This window comes from Nonomuraea sp. NPDC049637 (genome assembly GCF_040675235.1).
In the GTDB taxonomy this organism is placed as follows: domain Bacteria; phylum Actinomycetota; class Actinomycetes; order Streptosporangiales; family Streptosporangiaceae; genus Nonomuraea.
Map to the genome: position 1 here is coordinate 287,867 of NZ_JBFAOM010000006.1, position 17,202 is coordinate 305,068.

The window sequence follows — 17,202 nt, forward strand, 5'->3', positions numbered from 1 at the left end:
CCCGAGCTGCTTCCTGAGCCGTTTCCTGAGCCGTTTCCTGAGCCGTTTCCCGAGCCGTTTCCCGAGCCGTTTCCCGAGCCGTTTCCCGAGCTGCTTCCTGAGCCGGCGTCGGCGCCCCGCCGTGGCCTCGGAAGGCCGGCAGGGCGCCGCGTAGGCCGCTCAGCGAGCCTCGGACAGCAGCTTGGCCATCCGGCTGACGCCCTCGACCAGGTCGTCGTCACCGAGGGCGTAGGACAGCCGGAAGTAGCCGGGGGTGCCGAACGCCTCGCCCGGCACGACCGCCACCTCGGCCTCCTCCAGGATCAGCTCGGCCAGCTCCGCCGACGACCCGGGCCGCCGGCCGCGCAGCTCCTTGCCCAGCAGCCCCTTGACCGACGGGTACGCGTAGAACGCCCCCTTCGGTTCCGGACAGAACACGCCCGGGATCTCGTTGAGCATCCGCACCATGGTCTGGCGCCGCCGGTCGAAGGCCGACCGCATCTCGGCCACGGCCGACAGGTCGCCGGAGACCGCGGCCAGCGCCGCCCTCTGCGACACGTTGGCCACGTTGGAGGTGGCGTGCGACTGCAGGTTGGAGGCGGCCTTGACCACGTCGGACGGGCCGATCAGCCAGCCCACCCGCCAGCCGGTCATCGCGTACGTCTTGGCCACGCCGTTGAGGATCACGACCCGGTCGCCCAGCTCGGGCACGGCCGTGGCGATGCTGGTGAACTCGGCGCCGCCGTAGACCAGGTGCTCGTAGATCTCGTCGGTGATCACCCACAGCCCGTGCTCGGCCGCCCACCGGCCGATCGCCACGGTCTCCTCGCGCGAGTAGACCGCGCCCGTCGGGTTGGACGGCGAGACGAACAGCAGCGCCTTCGTGCGCTCGGTGCGGGCCGCCTCGAGCTGCTCGACGCTCGCCAGGTAGCCCGTGGACTCGTCGGTCACCACGTCGACCTGCACGCCCCCGGCCAGCTTGATCGCCTCGGGGTAGGTCGTCCAGTAGGGGGCGACCACGACGACCTCGTCGCCCGGGTCGAGCAGCGTGGCGAACGCCTCGTAGACGGCCTGCTTGCCGCCGTTGGTGACGAGCACCTGGGACGGCTCGACGGAGTAGCCGGAGTCGCGCCGCGTCTTGTCGGCGATGGCCTGCTTCAGCTCGGGAAGGCCGCCCGCCGGCGTGTACTTGTGGTTGCGCGGGTCGCGGGCCGCCTCGACCGCCGCCTCGACGATGTAGCCGGGCGTCGGGAAGTCGGGCTCGCCGGCGCCGAAGCCGATGACCGGACGGCCGGCCGCCTTCATCGCCTTCGCCTTGGCGTCCACCGCGAGCGTGGCGGACTCGGAAATCGCGGAGATTCTTGCGGAGATACGGGGTCGCGTGGACATGCCTCCCATGCTCCCACGCGGGCGTGACCTGGGCGATCAGGTTTGGGTTCGACGTACCGGGCAATCCCCCGTATGCTTTCGCCTGGTCCTTCCGCCGCATGTCGGCGAGCGGTTCGGTCCAGGCAGTGAGTCAATCAGGGTAGTGTGGTTGACGACATAGGGCACTGGCGCAATTGGTAGCGCACCGGTCTCCAAAACCGGCGGTTGGGGGTTCGAGTCCCTCGTGCCCTGCGAGTGCGGTCCGCGCAATAATGGCGTGTAAGCGCGCCGCAAAACTGCGTTGGATACGACAGATTCAGGTGAGGACTGTGGCGATCGACACGCGCGGCGAGACCGCAGGCAAGCCCAGTGGCGAGAAGAAGACACGCACTTCACCTGCCCTTTTCTACCGGCAGGTCGTCAACGAGCTCCGCAAGGTCATCTGGCCGACACGCAAGGATCTCATCACCTACACCACGGTCGTTCTGGTATTCGTTCTGATCATGGTGGCGATCGTTTATGGGCTCGACGCCGCTCTGGGCTGGGCCGTCCTCCGCGTCTTCGGCGGGGAGTGATCCCGCCTAGCTCGACACCGTGTGGTGTCGGCTGACGGCGACACCATTCGATTCGAGGAAATGAGGAAAGGTCACGTGTCCGAGTCTTCTGTTCCGGCCGAGGAACCCCGCGACGAGCGGGGCGACGACGAGCTGGGAGAGGCCACCGACGAATGGGGCGACGAGCTGGGTGAGGCTCGCGACGAAGGCGTCGAGGCGGCTCTCCAGGAGGCCGACGAGACCGACGAGGTCGAAGAGTCGGAGGAGGCCCCCGCCGACGCGGAGGCCGAGATCCTGCCCGACGTCGACCCGGTCGAGGAGTTCAAGAGCTCCCTGCGCGGGCTTCCCGGCGAGTGGTACGTGATCCACTCCTACGCCGGCTACGAGAACCGCGTGAAGTCCAACATCGAGAGCCGCAACGTGTCGCTCAACATGGAGGACTACATCTACCAGGTCGAGGTGCCCACGCACACCGTCCAGGAGTTCAAGAGCGGCAAGAAGGTCCCGGTCAAGGAGCGCGTGCTGCCCGGCTACGTCCTGGTGCGCATGGAGCTGACCGACGAGTCCTGGGCCGCCGTGCGCAACACGCCCGGCGTGACCGGTTTCGTCGGCCTGTCCAACAAGCCGAGCCCGCTCAGCCTCGACGAGGTCGCCAAGCTGCTGGCGCCCGAGCCGTCCGAGGAGAGCAAGAAGGCCACCACCAAGGCGGCCTCCGGCCCCACGGTCGAGTTCGAGATCGGCGAGTCCGTCACGGTCATGGACGGCCCCTTCGCCACTCTGCCCGCCTCGGTCAGCGAGATCAGCCCCGAGTCGCAGAAGCTCAAGGTGCTCGTCTCGATCTTCGGTCGTGAGACCCCGGTCGAGCTCTCGTTCAACCAGGTCTCGAAGATCTAAGACGATCACCTACACTTAGACGTTCGGTCGGCCGCCTTTCGCGAAGGGTGGCCTTCCGACATGTCCGGGCGCATCCGCGTCCGGACGGCATCACGATCAGGACCCGGAGAAGGACTCATGCCTCCGAAGAAGAAGATCGCGGCGCTCGTCAAGGTCCAGCTCCCCGCTGGCCAGGCCACGCCCGCTCCGCCGGTCGGTACCGCCCTCGGTCCCCACGGCGTCAACATCATGGACTTCGTCAAGCAGTACAACGCTGCGACGGAGTCCCAGCGGGGCAACATCATCCCCGTTGAGATCACCATTTTCGAAGACCGCAGCTTCACCTTCATCACGAAGACGCCCCCGGCGCCTGAGCTGATCAAGAAGGCCCTCGGTCTCGACAAGGGCAGCGCCGTCCCCCACAAGGACAAGGTCGGCCGGCTGACGCGCGAGCAGCTGCGCAGCATCGCCGAGACCAAGATGCCCGACCTCAACGCCAACGACGTCGAGGCTGCAGAGAAGATCATCGCCGGCACCGCCCGGTCGATGGGCATCACGATCGCCGACTAAGACCTTTTCCCAGATCCGTGGGAGGGCCGGGTCCCGGCCCGCGTACCACAAGGAGACAGACATGAAGCGCAGCAAGGCGCACAAGGACGCGGCGGCCAAGGTCGACCGCGACAAGCTCTACACGCCCGCCGACGCCGCGAAGCTGGCCAAGGAGACGTCGACCACCAAGTTCGACGCCACCGTGGAAGTGGCGCTGCGGCTGGGTGTCGACCCTCGCAAGGCCGACCAGATCGTGCGCGGCACGGTCAACCTCCCGCACGGCACCGGTAAGACCGCCCGGGTCCTGGTCTTCGCGACCGGTGACCGTGCCGAGGCAGCCCGCGAGGCGGGCGCCGACATCGTCGGCGCCGACGAGCTGATCGACGAGATCGCCAAGGGCAACCGGCTCAACGAGTTCGACGCCGTGGTCGCCACCCCCGACCTCATGGGCAAGGTCGGCCGTCTGGGCCGCGTGCTCGGCCCGCGCGGTCTCATGCCCAACCCCAAGACCGGCACCGTGACGCCCGACGTCGCCAAGGCCGTGACGGAGATCAAGGGCGGCAAGATCGAGTTCCGCACCGACCGGCAGGCCAACCTGCACTTCATCATCGGCAAGACGTCGTTCCCCGAGCGTCAGCTCATCGAGAACTACGCCGCCGCCCTTGACGAGGTGCTGCGTCTCAAGCCGTCGGCGGCCAAGGGGCGTTACCTGAAGAAGGTCACCTTCTCCACCACCATGGGCCCCGGCGTCCCCGTCGACCCCAACCTCACCCGTGGCCTGACCGCCGAGCTCGACGCGTAACGGCCGCACGTTCTTCGAAGGGCCCCCGCCTGTCCCAGGCGGGGGCCTTTCGCTTTGCCCGGGTGCCGGCGAGCGTCGGGTCCCGGCTCGCCCGGGTGCCGCCGAGCGTCGGCTTCTGGTTCGCCTGCGTGCCGACGAGCGTCGGGTCGAGCCCGAATTTTCGGCGGGGATGATCTCTCCAGGTGAGCGGGGATGTGCAGAAATCGTGCACAGCCTGTGGGGGAGAACCCTGGGTTTTCCCCGAATTATGCGGGGAAGTCGCCACGATGGGACAAGCCAACCGTAGGGTCAAAACATGCTGAAGCGCAGGATAAGTCTCGCCACCGCCGTGGCCGGAGCTGCTCTCATCGCGGCCTCGGTCGCCGGGTGCGGTACGAACGTGCAGCCCATCCAGGTCAACCTGGCCGCCTCAGAGGTGCTCGCGCAGGCCGCGCAGAAGACCGCAGAGGTCACCAGCTACACGGTGGACGCCGTCGCGAACGTGACACACCCCCAAGAAGGCAACGGCAAGGTGCAGGGACGCATGCTCTACCAGAGCAAGCCCCAGCTCGCCGTCGACCTGACCCTCGACACCGTCGACATGGGCGGCCGGAACCTGCCGGGCGGCGTGCGCGCCGTCCTGCAGGGTGACACCGTCTATGTGAAGGTCGAGGCCCTCAAGCAGCTCGTCGGCGCCACCAAGCCGTGGATCAAGGTCGCGCTCAACGAAGTGGGCGACCAGAACCAGGTCAACCAGTACCTCAGCCAGATCCAGCAGTTCGACCTCGCCAACGTGACCAAGCTGGTCACCGTGTCCAAGGACGTGAAGCAGGTCGGCACCGAGAGCGTCAACGGCGCGGACACCACCCACTACAGCGGCACGTTCCCCGTGGACGCCGCCGTCGGCCAGCTGCCCGCCGACAAGCAGCAGCAGGCCAGGACGAACCTCGCCGAGCTCAAGGACGTCAAGTTCGACATCTGGGTGGCCGGCGACGGCCTGCCCCGCAAGCTCACCCTGAACGGCTCCAAGGAGGGCGCCACGCTGGACGCCACCCTGCTGTTCAAGGGCTTCAACGAGCCCGTCAAGGTCGAGGCCCCGCCCGCGGACCAGGTCGGTGAGCTGCCGAAGACGACCGTCAACTGAGAACCGATTTGGAAACTCGGCGACCAGCACGTACTCTGGTCGTTGCCGAAGACCGCCGGTCGTCGTCAGGTGCATCAGTCCTGGCGACCGAAGGATCCACGTTCTGTGGACGGCCCGCGCAGGTGTGATGCGAGTTTCCCATATGGTGCAGTTCCATATGTGAGCCCCGTGCGCCCCTGCGCCCGGGGCTGTTCTCATTTCCAGGGGCCTTCGCCGGCGGCACACCTGGAAGGAGGCCCATGGCGAGGGCGGATAAGGCGACAGCCGTTGCCGAGCTCAAGAGCGAGTTCGAAGGCAGCAGCGCCGCCGTTCTGACCGAGTACCGCGGTCTCACCGTCGCTCAGCTCAAGCAGCTGCGCGTTGCTCTTGGTGAGAATGCGAAGTTCGCCGTGGCGAAGAACACCCTGACCAAGATCGCGGCTAACGAGGCCGGTCTGTCGTTCCCCGACGACCTGCTCACGGGCCCGACCGCGATCGCCTTCGTCAACGGCGACGTTGTCGAGGCGGCCAAGGGTCTGCGTGACTTCGCCAAGGCCAATCCCCTTCTGGTGATCAAGGGTGGTGTGCTCGACGGTAAGACGCTCGACGCCACCGAGATCACCAAGCTCGCCGACCTCGAGTCCCGCGAGGTCCTCCTCGCTAAGCTCGCCGGTGCTCTCAAGGCGAAGCAGAGCGCTGCCGCCGCGGTTTTCGCCGCGCTGCCCACGCAGATGGCTCAGCTGGCCGACGCCCTTCGTGCCAAGCGCGAAGAAGCGGGCGAGTAACACGGGGGTTGCCGCAACTTCCGCGGTCCCGTTCCTAGTTTTCTGCAAGTCCTAAACGTAAGGAAAAGCATCATGGCGAAGCTCAGCACCGACGAGCTGCTCGACGCGTTCAAGGAGATGACCCTCCTCGAGCTGTCCGAGTTCGTTAAGCACTTCGAAGAGGTCTTCGACGTCAAGGCCGCCGCCCCCGTCGCGGTCGCCGCCGCCCCCGCCGCCGCTGGTGGTGGCGAGGCCGCCGCCGTTGAGGAGCAGGACGAGTTCGACGTCATCCTCGAGGCCGCCGGCGACAAGAAGATCCAGGTCATCAAGGAGATCCGCGCCCTCACGTCTCTGGGCCTCAAGGAGGCCAAGGACCTGGTGGACGGCGCTCCCAAGCCGGTCTTCGACGGCAAGGTCAACAAGGAGCAGGCGGAGAAGGCCAAGGCTGCCCTCGAGGGCGCCGGCGCCACCGTGACCGTGAAGTAACTTCCCACTTCACACAGCTCTTCGGAAGAGGCGGACACACCCTGGTGCCGGGTGTGACCGCCTCTTTTCGCATGTACGGGGACGGCACCGGCCCTGCGCGGGGACACCCTCGGCGGCATCACCCGGAAGTGGCTCCGGCTTCGCGGGCCGCCTCCCGGACCCTGGCGATGGCGCTCGCGTCCATGAAGTCCTTGCAGTGGACGATCCGCCCGCCCCTGATCCGCAGCATCAGCAGCCCCGGGACGGTAATCGCCCGCTCGCCCACCTTGACGTGCGCGTTCTGCTCGACGACCACCACCTCCGGATCGTCCGTACGGTGCAACGCGATCCGCTCCACCTTCTGCGGCACGGCGGGGGAGACGCCCCAGGACGCCCGGTACCCGGCCCGCACCGCCTCCCGCCCCTCGTACGGCGGCAGCCCGCCGAACGGGAACTCGTGCCTGCCGTCCTCCGCGTACAGGTCGGCCAGTTCGTCGGCCGACTTGCGCAGCATCGCGCCGTGGAAGGCGCCGACGATCTCCTCGACGGTCATGACCACCACTCCTCACATCTCGCTCAACACCCGTTGACTCAACGAGCGTAGAGCGAATCCGGACGAACGGTCAACACAGGTAGAGTCGGACTGTGAGCGAGCGAGTGCTTCCCCGTGCCGAACGACGGCGCAGAACCGAGGGAAGGATCCTCGACGCGGCCAGGGCGCTGTTCGCCGAAGTCGGCTACGAGCGCGCCACGATCAGGGCGGTCGCGAAGTCCGCCGCGGTCGACCCGGCCCTGGTCATGCAGTACTTCGGCAACAAGCAGGAGCTCTTCAGGGCCGCCCTGCGCGCCACGCCCGCCCCCGAGGCCGCCACCACCCCCGAGGAGCTGGTCGAGCACCTGCTCGGCACCCTCGACGTGAAGATGGGCGAGCTGCCCCAGGGTTCGCTGGCGATGATGCGTTCGATGCTCACCCACCCCGAGGCGGGCACGGCGGCCCGCGAGGCGCTCGCCCGGCAGGTCGACAGGCTCGCCGCGTCGATCCCCGGCGAGGACGCCCGCCTGCGCGCGGCGCTGATGACCACGATCCTGCTCGGCGTGACCGTCGGCCACCAGCTGCTCGAGCTGCCCGAACTGCGCGACGCCCCGCCGGAGCGCATCGCCCGGCTGCTGCGCCCGAGCCTGCGCGCCCTTACTGGACCCGAAGTCTGATAACCGCCGGGTAACAAGTTATTGGAATCGGTTCCAATTCCTCGGTTCGCCGCTACCGTGAGGGCATTCTGGAAGTAAAGTGTGCGGCACGTTATCCCCTGAGTGCTCCCTGTGATCGGGAAGGTGGCCAGTGGGCGTCGAGGTCGTGGTCGAGGGGTTGACCAAGTCGTTCGGTCGGCAGGTCATCTGGGAGGATGTCTCGCTCACACTGCCCGCGGGTGAGATCTCGGTGCTGCTCGGCCCGTCGGGCACCGGCAAGTCCGTCTTCCTCAAGACACTGGTCGGCCTGCTGCGTCCCGACCGCGGCCACATCTGGATCGACGGCCACGACCTGGCGAGCTGCCCCGAGCGCACGCTCTACGAGCTGCGCCGGCTGTTCGGCGTGCTGTTCCAGGACGGCGCCCTGTTCGGCTCGCTCAACCTCTACGACAACATCGCCTTCCCGCTGCGCGAGCACACCAGGAAGACCGAGGCCGAGATCCGCAGGATCGTGATGGACAAGATCGACCTGGTCGGGCTGGTCGGCGCCGAGGGCAAGCTGCCCGGTGAGATCTCCGGCGGCATGCGCAAACGGGCCGGCCTGGCCAGGGCGCTGGTGCTCGACCCCGAGATCATCCTGTTCGACGAGCCCGACTCCGGCCTCGACCCGGTCCGCACCGCCTTCCTCAACCAGACGATTGTCGACATCAACGCCGACATTGAGGCCACGTTCCTGATCGTCACCCACGACATCAACACCGCCCGCACGGTCCCCGACAACATCGGGCTGCTGTTCCGCCGCGAGCTGGTCATGTTCGGGCCGCGCGAGATGCTGCTGTCCAGCGACGAGCCGGTGGTGCGGCAGTTCCTCAACGCCCGCAGGCACGGCCCGATCGGCATGTCGGAGGAGAAGGACATCTCCGAGCTGGAGGCCGAGGCCCAGATGGGCCACGACCCCGGCGGGCTGCCGCCGATCCCGCCGCAGCTCATGCCGAGCGGCAACGTGCTGCGCCGCTCGCAGCAGCCGCCCGGCCGGTGGCTGGCGGCCCACGGCGTGATCCCGCCGCAGGGTTCGTTCGTGGACGAACGGGGCCGCAACTGGCTGGAGGAGTACCCCCGGCTGATCGACGCCCACGCCGACGGCGTCGCCTAGACCATGAATCCGACCGAGAAGTGCCTCCTCGCGGCCCACGAAGGTTACTGTCAGCATTCGATCGGCCGCACATGGTGACGGCGGAGGTCGGGCGGTTCGTCGCCATGTCGCTCGACACCGCCAGGGCCGCCGCGCGACGGCCGTTCCAGGTGCGCGAGCTCGTCCGGCAGGCGTGGTTCATCGTCAGCGTGAGCGCCCTGCCCACCGCCCTGGTCGCCATTCCTTTCGGGGCCGTGCTCGCCATGCAGACCGGCAACCTCATCCGCCAGTTCGGCGCCCAGTCCTTCACCGGGGCCACCGCCGTGCTCGGCATCGTCCGCGAGGCGGGCCCGGTGGTGACCGCGCTGATGATCGCGGGCGCGGCCGGCAGCGCGATCTGCGCCGACCTCGGCGCCCGCCGGATCAGGGACGAGATCGACGCCATGGAGGTGCTCGCGGTCGACCCGCTCCACCGGCTCGTCGTGCCCAGGGTGGCCGCGTGCGCGCTGGTCGCGCCGCTGCTCAACGGCCTGGTCGTCACGGTCGGGCTGGTCGCCGGCTACCTGTTCAACGTGGTCGTCCAGGGCGGCTCGCCCGGCGCGTACCTGCAGTCGTTCAACGCTCTGGCCGAGGTCTCCGACCTGTGGGTCTCGGAGGGCAAGGCGCTGGTATTCGGGGTCACGACGGGGCTCGTCGCCGCGTACAAGGGGCTGGGCGCGGCGGGCGGGCCCAAGGGCGTGGGGGAGGCGGTCAACCAGGCCGTGGTGTTCGCCGCCCTGCTGCTGTTCGCCGAGAACTTCCTGATCAGCGCGGTCTACAACGAGCTGGTGCGGTCATGAGGGCGCTCGACCGGCAGGGCGCGTTCTACGCCAGGGCGATCAGGGCTCTTCCGGCCGGCGCGCGCTACCGCCGGGAGGTGCTCAGGCTGCTGGCCGAGGTCGGGCTGGGCAGCGGCGGCCTGGCGGTGATCGGCGGCACGATGACGATCGTCGCCTTCATGACCTTCTTCACCGGCACCGAGGTCGGCCTGCAGGGCTACACCGGCCTCGACCGCATCGGCGGCTCGGCCTTCACCGGCTTCCTGTCCAGCTACGTCAACACCCGCGAGATCGCCCCGCTGGTGGCCGCCATCGGCCTGTCGGCCACCGTGGGCTGCGGGTTCACCGCCCAGCTCGGCGCGATGCGGGTCGGCGAGGAGATCGACGCGCTGGAGGTCATGGCGGTCCCGCCGGTGCCGTTCCTGGTCACCACGCGGCTGTTCGCCGGCTTCGCCGCCGTCATGCCGCTGTACGTGCTCGGCCTGCTCGCCTCCTACGTCGCCACCCGCCTGATCGTGACCGTGCTGCACGACCAGTCCACGGGCACCTACGACCACTACTTCGAGCTGTTCCTGTCGCCCTACGACGTGTTGTGGTCCTTCGGCAAGGCGATGGTCTTCGCCGTCCTGGTGATCCTCATCCACTGCTACCACGGCTTCCACGCCACCGGCGGGCCGGCCGGGGTCGGGGTGGCGGTCGGGCGGGCCGTGCGCGCGGTGCTGGTGACGGTCAACGTCGCCAACCTCCTGCTCGGCCTGGCCATCTGGGGCACGACCACGACGGTGAGGCTGGCCGGTTGAGACACGGCGCCGCGCTCCTGGCGATCATCGCCGCCTTCACGGCCCTGACGCTGGCCGTCTACTCGAAGGCGTTCTCCACCGCCCGGCACGTCACGCTGCTGCTGCCCGCCGCCGGGCTGCAGCTCGACCGCCGGGCCGACGTCAAGGTCAACGGGGTCGTGGTCGGCGAGGTGACCGAGGTGGCGCCCGCCGACCACGGCGCCCGCCTCACCCTGGCCCTCGACCACGACGTCGACCGCGCCTCCACCGCAGAGCTGCGCGCCAAGACCCTGTTCGGCGAGAAGTACGTCGCCCTGATCCCGCCCGGCTCGCCGCGCGGCCCGCTGCGCGACGGCGACGTGATCAGGGCCTCGTCCGCCGCCGTCGAGATCACCGAGATCCTCGACCGCCTGCTGGCCCACCTGCGCGCCGTCCATCCCGAACGCCTGAACGCCGTCCTGAACGCCCTGGCCACCGCTCTTGACGGCCGCGGCGCCCGGCTCGGCACGACCCTGGACAGAACCGACGCCTACCTGCGCCGCCTCCAGCCCCACCTGCCCGCGCTGAAGCGGGACATCGCCAAGCTCGCCGACGTCACCGCCCGGTACGGCCAGGCCGCCCCCGACCTGCTGCGCACCCTGGCCAACAGCGCCGCGATCGGCCGCACCCTCACCGCCGCCCCCATCGGCCCGGCCACCGCGGCCGTCACCCGGGCCGCCACCGCCGCCGACCGCCTGCTGAGCACGGACGAGCCCGGGATCGTCGGCCTGCCGCACGTCGTCCGGCCGGCCCTCGACGTGGCCGCCCACCACGCGCCCGTCATCCCGTGCGTCCTGCGCGGCCTCGACCGCCTGCGGCCGTTGCTGGACAACGCCTTCGGCCACGGCAGCGCGAAGGCGGTGCTGGAGATCGTCCGGCCGGCGCACCCGTACGAACCGGGCAAGGACACCCCGCGTTACGCCGACCGCAGAGGCCCGGCCTGCTACGGCCTGCCCGACCACGCGCCCGTGCCCTTCCCGGGGGTGCGCTTCGACGACGGCACCGCCGACCTGGCACGGCTGATGCTGCGATGACCACGCTCGGGCCGGCGCTCAAGCTGGCCGTCTTCGCCCTCGTCACCACCCTGTGCGTGGCCACCCTCGCGATCACGATCTCGGGCGCCCGCTTCACCGCCGCGGTCGTCTACCACGCCCTGTTCACCGACGCCTCCGGGCTGCGCGAGGGCGACGAGGTGCGCATCGCCGGCGTGCGGGTCGGCCGGGTCGAGAGCGTCACGCTGGCGGGCGTCCAGGCCGAGGTCGCCTTCTCCGTACGGCGCACCACCGCGCTGCCCCGCGGGGTCGTGGCCGCCGTCCGCTGGCGCAACCTCGTCGGCGACCGCTACCTGACGCTGTCCACCGGCCCCGGCGGCCCCGGCCTGCTCCCGCCGGGCGCCCGGGTGACCGACACCCGCCCGGCCCTCGACGTGACGGCCCTGTTCAACGGCTTCAGGCCGCTGCTCAACGCCATCCGCCCCCAGGACGTCAACAAGCTGAGCTGGCAGATCGTCCAGGTGCTGCAGGGCGAGGGCGGCACGGTCGAGGCCCTGCTCGGCCACATCGCCTCCCTCACCGGCACGCTCGCCGACCGCGACGCCGTGATCGGCCGCGTGATCACCAACCTCGGCGCGGTGCTCGGCGAGATCGCCGGCCGGGAGCACGACTACGACCGCCTGCTGATCGACCTGCGCGCCCTGATCGGCGGCCTGGCCGGCGACCGCGAGGCCATCGGCGACTCGCTGGCCACCCTCGACCGCCTCACCGTCGTCACCGGCGATCTCGTCCGCAGGGCCCGGCCCGACCTGCGGGCGAGCGTCCGGCACGCGGACGGGCTGCTCAAGGCGCTCAACGCCAGGAGCGCCCTGGTCCAGGACACCCTCGCCCGCGCGCCCGACCGTCTCGGCCGGCTCGTCCGGGCCTCCTCCTACGGGTCGTGGTTCAACTTCTACCTCTGCTCGCTCACGGTCAGGAGCGGCGGCGTGCGCACTCCGAAGATCGTCAACGGGAGCCCGCGATGCCGCTGACCCCCTTCAGGAGACACGATCCCGTGCCGCTGGGCGTCGGCGGCATCGTCGTGGCCATCGCGCTGGTCGTGGCGGCCCTGGCGGTCGGCGGCCTGCCGCGCGGCAGCGCGTACTCGGCCGCGTTCGCCGACTCGGCGGGCCTGCGCGAGCACGACGACGTGATGATCGCCGGGGTCAAGGTCGGGGAGGTCACCGGCGTCGATCTCGAAGGCGACCACGTCCGCGTCGATCTGCGGGTGGCCGACGACGTCCGGCTCGGCTCGCTGACCAGGGCGGACATCCGGATCAAGACCCTGCTCGGCGCCCACTTCGTCATGCTCGTCCCCGAGGGCGGCGGCCGGCTCCAGGGGCAGATCCCGCTGTCGCGCACGAGCGTTCCCTACGAGGTCGCGCCCGCCGTCGCCGACCTGGGCGCGGCCGCGGGACGCGTCGACGAGCGGGCCCTGGCCAAGGCCATGACGGTGTTGTCGCAGACCATGGAAGGCTCCTCGACGGAGATCAGGGCCTCCCTCCGGGGGCTCGGCAGGCTCTCGCGTACCGTCGCCGCCCGCGACGCCCGCCTGCACGACCTGGTCAGCCACGCCCGTACCGTCACCGGCCTGCTGGCCCGCCGCAACGCTGACCTGCACGGCCTGGTCACCGACGGCGACCTGCTGCTGCGCGAGGTCTCCGCGCGGCGGGCCGTCGTCCACGGGCTGCTGGTCAACACGGTGGCGCTGGCCGGGCAGGTCGACGGGCTGGTCGCCGACAACAGGACCACGTTGAGGCCCGCACTGGAACGGCTGCGCTCCTTCGTCGCCGTGCTGCGCCGCCAGGAGGAGAGCCTCGACCGGTCGCTGGCCCTGCTCGGGCCGTTCGCCCGCCAGCTCGCCGACGCGACCGGCAACGGACGCTGGTTCGACACGATCATCCAGAACCTGGTCCCGCTGCCCGCCTCCGTCCAGCCGCCCCACCCCCTGCCGGAAGGACCCGTGCGATGAGAGGCCCGCTCGTCCTGGCGCTGCTGCTCCCGACCCTGGCCGGCTGCGGCTTCGAGGGGGTGGCCTCGCTGCCGCTGCCCGGCGGCGCCGACCTGGGCGAGCGGCCGTACGCGGTGACCATCCGGTTCGCCGACGCGCTCGACCTGGTGCCGCGCTCGCCGTGCAAGGTCGACGACGTCACCGTGGGCGAGGTCACCGGCGTGGAGCTGGGCGACGACTGGCGGGCCGACGTCGTCTGCGAGGTGCGCGGCGACGTCGCCCTGCCCGACCGCACGTCGGCGGCGATCTCCCAGACGAGCCTGCTGGGCGAGAAGTTCGTCAAGCTGCTGCCCGCCGGAGGCGGGCGGTTGAGCGGCCCGATCCCGGCGGCCAGGACGAGCACGACGGCCGAGGTCGAGGAGGTGTTGTCGGCCGCGTCGCTGCTGGTCGACGGCGGCGGCCTCGACCAGGTCGCGACCGTCGACCGCGAGCTGGCCGCCGTGCTCGACGGCCGCTCGGCCCGGCTGAAGGACCTGCTGCGCAGGCTCGGCGCGTTCGCCGCGGGGCTCGACGGCTCCAAGAAGCAGATCGTCCGGCTGATCGACGCCCTCGACGGCCTCACCGGCACCCTGGCCGCCCAGCGCGCCACGATCAGGGCCACCGCCACCGAGATCGGCCCGGCCGTCACCCTGCTCAAGGACCAGCGCGCCGGCCTGACCGCCATGCTCGCCGCCCTCGACCGGCTCGGCCGCACCGCCACCCGCGTCGTCGAGCGTTCCCAGGCCGACACCCTGGCCGACCTGCGCCATCTGCGCGAGCTCCTGCTCAACCTCGACCGGGCGCGCGACAGCGTCGCGTCGGGGCTGGCGACGGCGATCACGTTCCCGTTCCCGGGGTCGGCCTCGTCCATGCTGCGCGGCGACTACGCCAACACCGACCTGACCGTCGACGCCTCGCCCGGCGCCACGCTGCGCAACCTGCTCGGCGGTGCGCGATGACCGTCAGGCTGCTGGCGTTCGCGCTGATCGGGGTGGTGGCGGTGGCGTACACGCTGGTCAGGTACGCCTGGGTGGGCGCCGACCTGTTCGACCCCGCCTACCGGGTCACCGTCGAGCTGGCCGACGCGGGCGGGCTGTTCGACGGCTCGGAGGTGACCTACCGAGGGGTGCCGATCGGCCGGGTGGTGTCGCTGGCGGTGGCGGGCGACGGCGCGCGGGCCGTGGTCAGGCTCGGGTCCGGCGACCCCGTCCCGGCCCGCGGCCTGCTGGCGGTGGTGGCCAACCGGTCGGGCGTGGGGGAGCAGTACCTGGACCTGCGGCCCGCCGGGGGCGCGGGGCCGTACCTGCGGGAGGGGGACGTGATCGACCGCGCGCACACGCGGCTGCCGGTCCCCACGGCCCGGCTGCTCGGCGACACCGACCGGCTGCTGGCCTCGGTCGACCCGCGCGACCTGGAGACGGTCGTCACCGAGCTGGACAAGGGGCTCGGCGGCAACGGGGCCGCCCTGCGACGGCTGGCCGACGCGGGCGAGAAGCTGCTCGGACAGGCCGAGAGCGTGCTTCCCGAGACGGTCGCGGTCCTGCACGACGGGGAGACCGTGCTCGACGCTCAGCGAGCCTCTGGGGGCCACCTGAAGGCATTTGCCGGGAATCTGGCGAGCTTGACGGATTCGCTCCGCGACGGTCGCGGCGACCTCGCCCACCTGATCGGCCGCACCCCGCGCGCGGCCGGGTCGCTCGAACGGCTGACCGACGGCGTCGCGCCGCACCTGCGCCCGCTCCTGACCCACCTGGTGATCGGCGGCCGTACGGTCTCCGCCCGGGTCACCGCCCTCCGGCAGCTCCTGATCGGCTACCCGGCCGCCGTCGCGGGCGCCTTCTCCGTGGTCGACCGGGACGGCCTGCACTTCGGCCTCGACCTCGACCTCAACGTGCCCAGGCCGTGCACCCGCGGCTACGAGCGTGTACGCAGGCGACAGCCCCACGACGTCAGCACCCGGCCGCCCGACCCGAAGGCGTTCTGCAGGGAGCCGCGCGGCAGCGCGACCGGCGTGCGCGGCGCCCGCAACGCCCCCGCTCCCCAACCGCCTCCGTCGATTCCAGGGCTTGAAGACTGGCTCGCGGGTTATGATCCGGCGACCGGCCGGAAGGGGTGAGCACAGGTGGGAGCACTTCCCGCGCGCCCGGCACGCATCCTGGTGGCCGCCCTCAGCGTGACGCTGGCGGCGCTCGTCGCCGCCGGCGTGTGGATCTCCCTCCAGGCGCGTGACGCGCAGGCCCTGGCCGACGACCGGCAGGCCGCGCTGCTCGCGGCCGGCACCCACGCCAAGAACCTGGTCTCGCTCGACTACAAGACCGTCGACGCCGACGTGCAGCGCATCCTCGACACCTGCACGGGCGGGGCCAGAACCGGCTACCAGGCCATCGCGGGCAAGCTCAAGAGCACCACGGTCGCGAACAAGGTCGTCCAGCACGGCGTCCTGCGCGCCACCGGCCTGGTGTCGATGTCCGGCGGCACGGCGAAGGTGCTGGTGGTGGCCGACGCCGAGATCCGCTGGGACGGCTCCAAGAGCCCGCCCCAGGAGCGCTTCTACCGCTGGACGATGGACGTGACCAAGGTCGGCGGCGTGTGGCTGGTGTCGAAGGTGGTGCAGGTGGTGTGAGAACCGTCACTGTGGTGCTGCTCGGCGTCCTGGTGATCGTCGCGGGTGTGCTGGTGCCCAGGATGTGGTTCGACCTGCGTGACCTGCGGGGGGCCGAAGGAGCCGGGGCCGAGGCGATGGCGACGGCCCGCCAGGTCGCCCCCGACATGTTCTCCTACGACTACCGCTCGGTGGAGGCCGACCTGGCCCGGGCCGGGGCGTACACGACGGGCGAGCTGACCAGGCATTACAAGGAGCTCACCACGTCGCTGGTGTCCAAGGCCAAGGCCGAGAAGACCGTCCGCACCGCGGCCGTGGTGGACGCCGGCGTCGAGCGCGCCACGCCGGACAGGGTCGAGGTCCTGTTGTTCGTGAACATGGTTACGGTAAAAGTAGTGCCGAACCAGGACAGGCCCCAGCAACAGGTGACCCAGAACCGGGCCCGGTTCGTCATGGTCAGGCAAGACGGGCGATGGCTGGTCGAGGGGCTGTCCACGCTGCTGGGAACGGCCTGAGCCGCCGGGCGTGCCGCTACCTTCAATTGTTACCAAAAATCAGGTTTGGCGAAGCCCTTGATAGGGGTACTCCAGTCACAGCTACATCGGTGGTCGGCATGGGTTCGACCCCCGGGGTGACGGAGCGTTAACCGCCCACGATCGCGGGTATCGTCTTGGGCCTGGCGGTAGGCGCCCGATCACACTGGGGAGAAAACCCAGCGTCCGAGCCTCTAGGCGGCTAAAAGTCGGGCTTGCGGGCTTGACGTTTGCGGCTGAACGGGCGATGCTGCGACCAACGTGGAGCATGCAGCGAGAGCGAAGTGGACAGGCGTGTGCCGTTCGGCTACACTGCCCCTTTGCGCTGCCCTTTGACGACCCGTGATGCTTGCTCACGTTGCGAGGTTGTCTGGCGTGCGTGTAGTCAGTCCGCCGCGAGCCCTCGGAAGGACATCTGTTGGCAGCCTCGCGCAACGCCTCCGCCGTACCCGCTGGTCCCCGTCGCGTCTCTTTCGCGCGCATCCAGGAGCCCCTCGAAGTTCCTGACCTCCTCGCCCTGCAGACCGAGTCGTTCGACTGGTTGCTGGGCAACGAGAAGTGGAAGGGCCGGGTAGAGGCGGCTCGTCAGGCCGGGCGCAGGGACGTCCCGACCCAGTCGGGCCTCGAAGAGATC

At 70.2% G+C, this 17,202-nt stretch carries 21 protein-coding genes and 1 tRNA gene; 20 read left to right on the forward strand and 2 right to left on the reverse strand.

The annotated features are described in order from the left end of the window. Positions 1-159: 159 nt before the first annotated feature. Positions 160-1,377, reverse strand: coding sequence for a pyridoxal phosphate-dependent aminotransferase (locus AB0J71_RS11945; protein WP_364413989.1), 1,218 nt, complete (start codon positions 1,375-1,377; stop codon positions 160-162). A 149-nt stretch (positions 1,378-1,526) separates the two neighbouring features. Here AB0J71_RS11945 and AB0J71_RS11950 point away from each other — a divergent pair. From AB0J71_RS11950 to rplL, 8 genes are all read left to right on the forward strand, one after another. Beyond that, positions 1,527-1,599, forward strand: a tRNA-Trp gene (locus AB0J71_RS11950). A gap of 77 nt (positions 1,600-1,676) precedes the next feature. After that, positions 1,677-1,922, forward strand: coding sequence for a preprotein translocase subunit SecE (gene secE, locus AB0J71_RS11955; RefSeq protein WP_125642950.1), 246 nt, complete (start codon positions 1,677-1,679; stop codon positions 1,920-1,922). A gap of 75 nt (positions 1,923-1,997) precedes the next feature. Beyond that, the gene (gene nusG / locus AB0J71_RS11960; protein WP_352325433.1) at positions 1,998-2,795 is read left to right on the forward strand and encodes a transcription termination/antitermination protein NusG; all 798 of its coding nucleotides are present in this window, start codon (positions 1,998-2,000) and stop codon (positions 2,793-2,795) included. A 117-nt stretch (positions 2,796-2,912) separates the two neighbouring features. After that, on the forward strand, positions 2,913-3,344 hold the full coding sequence (gene rplK / locus AB0J71_RS11965) for a 50S ribosomal protein L11 (RefSeq protein ID WP_125642947.1): 432 nt from the start codon (positions 2,913-2,915) through the stop codon (positions 3,342-3,344). 61 nt (positions 3,345-3,405) lie between these two features. Beyond that, positions 3,406-4,125 (forward strand): 50S ribosomal protein L1, encoded by a 720-nt coding sequence (rplA, locus tag AB0J71_RS11970; protein WP_352325431.1) that lies wholly within the window; start codon positions 3,406-3,408, stop codon positions 4,123-4,125. Positions 4,126-4,420: 295 nt separating this feature from the next. Next, positions 4,421-5,248 (forward strand): DUF1396 domain-containing protein, encoded by an 828-nt coding sequence (locus tag AB0J71_RS11975; RefSeq protein WP_352325430.1) that lies wholly within the window; start codon positions 4,421-4,423, stop codon positions 5,246-5,248. 239 nt (positions 5,249-5,487) lie between these two features. Further along, a complete protein-coding gene (gene rplJ, locus AB0J71_RS11980) occupies positions 5,488-6,012 on the forward strand; it encodes a 50S ribosomal protein L10 (RefSeq protein ID WP_125642941.1) in 525 nt (174 codons plus the stop codon). A gap of 72 nt (positions 6,013-6,084) precedes the next feature. Next, on the forward strand, positions 6,085-6,477 hold the full coding sequence (gene rplL, locus AB0J71_RS11985) for a 50S ribosomal protein L7/L12 (RefSeq protein ID WP_352325429.1): 393 nt from the start codon (positions 6,085-6,087) through the stop codon (positions 6,475-6,477). Positions 6,478-6,595: 118 nt separating this feature from the next. On the opposite strand, the gene AB0J71_RS11990 is transcribed toward rplL, so the two are convergent. Then, entirely contained in the window at positions 6,596-7,009 is a 414-nt protein-coding gene (locus AB0J71_RS11990; protein WP_352325428.1) for a nuclear transport factor 2 family protein, read from the reverse strand. Positions 7,010-7,101: 92 nt separating this feature from the next. Here AB0J71_RS11990 and AB0J71_RS11995 point away from each other — a divergent pair, with 92 nt between their 5' ends. The 12 genes from AB0J71_RS11995 to AB0J71_RS12050 form a co-directional block, all read left to right on the forward strand. Continuing rightward, positions 7,102-7,665, forward strand: coding sequence for a TetR family transcriptional regulator (locus AB0J71_RS11995; RefSeq protein ID WP_364413991.1), 564 nt, complete (start codon positions 7,102-7,104; stop codon positions 7,663-7,665). 130 nt (positions 7,666-7,795) lie between these two features. Then, entirely contained in the window at positions 7,796-8,797 is a 1,002-nt protein-coding gene (locus AB0J71_RS12000) for an ABC transporter ATP-binding protein (protein ID WP_352325426.1), read from the forward strand. Positions 8,798-8,868: 71 nt separating this feature from the next. After that, complete coding sequence (locus tag AB0J71_RS12005; RefSeq protein ID WP_352325424.1) at positions 8,869-9,615, forward strand: ABC transporter permease; 747 nt, start codon at positions 8,869-8,871, stop codon at positions 9,613-9,615. Further along, positions 9,612-10,394 (forward strand): ABC transporter permease, encoded by a 783-nt coding sequence (locus tag AB0J71_RS12010; protein WP_364413993.1) that lies wholly within the window; start codon positions 9,612-9,614, stop codon positions 10,392-10,394. Before AB0J71_RS12005 ends, AB0J71_RS12010 begins: the two co-directional genes overlap by 4 nt. After that, positions 10,391-11,446 carry an MCE family protein gene (locus AB0J71_RS12015; RefSeq protein WP_352325422.1) on the forward strand — a complete coding sequence of 352 codons (1,056 nt, stop codon included), beginning with the start codon at positions 10,391-10,393 and terminating at the stop codon, positions 11,444-11,446. Before AB0J71_RS12010 ends, AB0J71_RS12015 begins: the two co-directional genes overlap by 4 nt. Continuing rightward, positions 11,443-12,435, forward strand: a complete 993-nt coding sequence (locus tag AB0J71_RS12020) for an MCE family protein (RefSeq protein WP_364413995.1) — start codon at positions 11,443-11,445, stop codon at positions 12,433-12,435. Before AB0J71_RS12015 ends, AB0J71_RS12020 begins: the two co-directional genes overlap by 4 nt. Next, positions 12,426-13,415 carry an MCE family protein gene (locus AB0J71_RS12025; protein ID WP_352325420.1) on the forward strand — a complete coding sequence of 330 codons (990 nt, stop codon included), beginning with the start codon at positions 12,426-12,428 and terminating at the stop codon, positions 13,413-13,415. Before AB0J71_RS12020 ends, AB0J71_RS12025 begins: the two co-directional genes overlap by 10 nt. Further along, positions 13,412-14,392 (forward strand): MCE family protein, encoded by a 981-nt coding sequence (locus AB0J71_RS12030; protein WP_364413997.1) that lies wholly within the window; start codon positions 13,412-13,414, stop codon positions 14,390-14,392. The genes AB0J71_RS12025 and AB0J71_RS12030 overlap by 4 nt, the downstream gene beginning before the upstream one ends. Further along, positions 14,389-15,549 carry an MlaD family protein gene (locus AB0J71_RS12035; protein WP_364413999.1) on the forward strand — a complete coding sequence of 387 codons (1,161 nt, stop codon included), beginning with the start codon at positions 14,389-14,391 and terminating at the stop codon, positions 15,547-15,549. The genes AB0J71_RS12030 and AB0J71_RS12035 overlap by 4 nt, the downstream gene beginning before the upstream one ends. Positions 15,550-15,555: 6 nt before the next feature. Further along, the gene (locus AB0J71_RS12040; RefSeq protein WP_352325417.1) at positions 15,556-16,056 is read left to right on the forward strand and encodes a hypothetical protein; all 501 of its coding nucleotides are present in this window, start codon (positions 15,556-15,558) and stop codon (positions 16,054-16,056) included. Beyond that, positions 16,053-16,550 (forward strand): hypothetical protein, encoded by a 498-nt coding sequence (locus AB0J71_RS12045; RefSeq protein ID WP_352325416.1) that lies wholly within the window; start codon positions 16,053-16,055, stop codon positions 16,548-16,550. The genes AB0J71_RS12040 and AB0J71_RS12045 overlap by 4 nt, the downstream gene beginning before the upstream one ends. A gap of 436 nt (positions 16,551-16,986) precedes the next feature. After that, a partial coding sequence (locus AB0J71_RS12050; protein WP_364414001.1) for a hypothetical protein occupies positions 16,987-17,202 on the forward strand: 216 nt, incomplete at its 3' end.

Bases quoted from the DNA above. Each gene is read 5' to 3' on its own strand.
- AB0J71_RS12035 (WP_364413999.1), top strand. From the start codon at position 14,389: ATGACCGTCAGGCTGCTGGCGTTCGCGCTGATCGGGGTGGTGGCGGTG.
- AB0J71_RS12025 (WP_352325420.1), top strand. From the start codon at position 12,426: ATGCCGCTGACCCCCTTCAGGAGACACGATCCCGTGCCGCTGGGCGTC.
- rplJ (WP_125642941.1), top strand. From the start codon at position 5,488: ATGGCGAGGGCGGATAAGGCGACAGCCGTTGCCGAGCTCAAGAGCGAG.
- rplK (WP_125642947.1), top strand. From the start codon at position 2,913: ATGCCTCCGAAGAAGAAGATCGCGGCGCTCGTCAAGGTCCAGCTCCCC.
- AB0J71_RS12030 (WP_364413997.1), top strand. From the start codon at position 13,412: ATGAGAGGCCCGCTCGTCCTGGCGCTGCTGCTCCCGACCCTGGCCGGC.
- AB0J71_RS11975 (WP_352325430.1), top strand. From the start codon at position 4,421: ATGCTGAAGCGCAGGATAAGTCTCGCCACCGCCGTGGCCGGAGCTGCT.
- AB0J71_RS12020 (WP_364413995.1), top strand. From the start codon at position 11,443: ATGACCACGCTCGGGCCGGCGCTCAAGCTGGCCGTCTTCGCCCTCGTC.
- AB0J71_RS12005 (WP_352325424.1), top strand. From the start codon at position 8,869: ATGGTGACGGCGGAGGTCGGGCGGTTCGTCGCCATGTCGCTCGACACC.
- AB0J71_RS11945 (WP_364413989.1), bottom strand. From the start codon at position 1,377: ATGGGAGGCATGTCCACGCGACCCCGTATCTCCGCAAGAATCTCCGCG.
- AB0J71_RS11990 (WP_352325428.1), bottom strand. From the start codon at position 7,009: ATGACCGTCGAGGAGATCGTCGGCGCCTTCCACGGCGCGATGCTGCGC.
- rplA (WP_352325431.1), top strand. From the start codon at position 3,406: ATGAAGCGCAGCAAGGCGCACAAGGACGCGGCGGCCAAGGTCGACCGC.
- rplL (WP_352325429.1), top strand. From the start codon at position 6,085: ATGGCGAAGCTCAGCACCGACGAGCTGCTCGACGCGTTCAAGGAGATG.
- AB0J71_RS12010 (WP_364413993.1), top strand. From the start codon at position 9,612: ATGAGGGCGCTCGACCGGCAGGGCGCGTTCTACGCCAGGGCGATCAGG.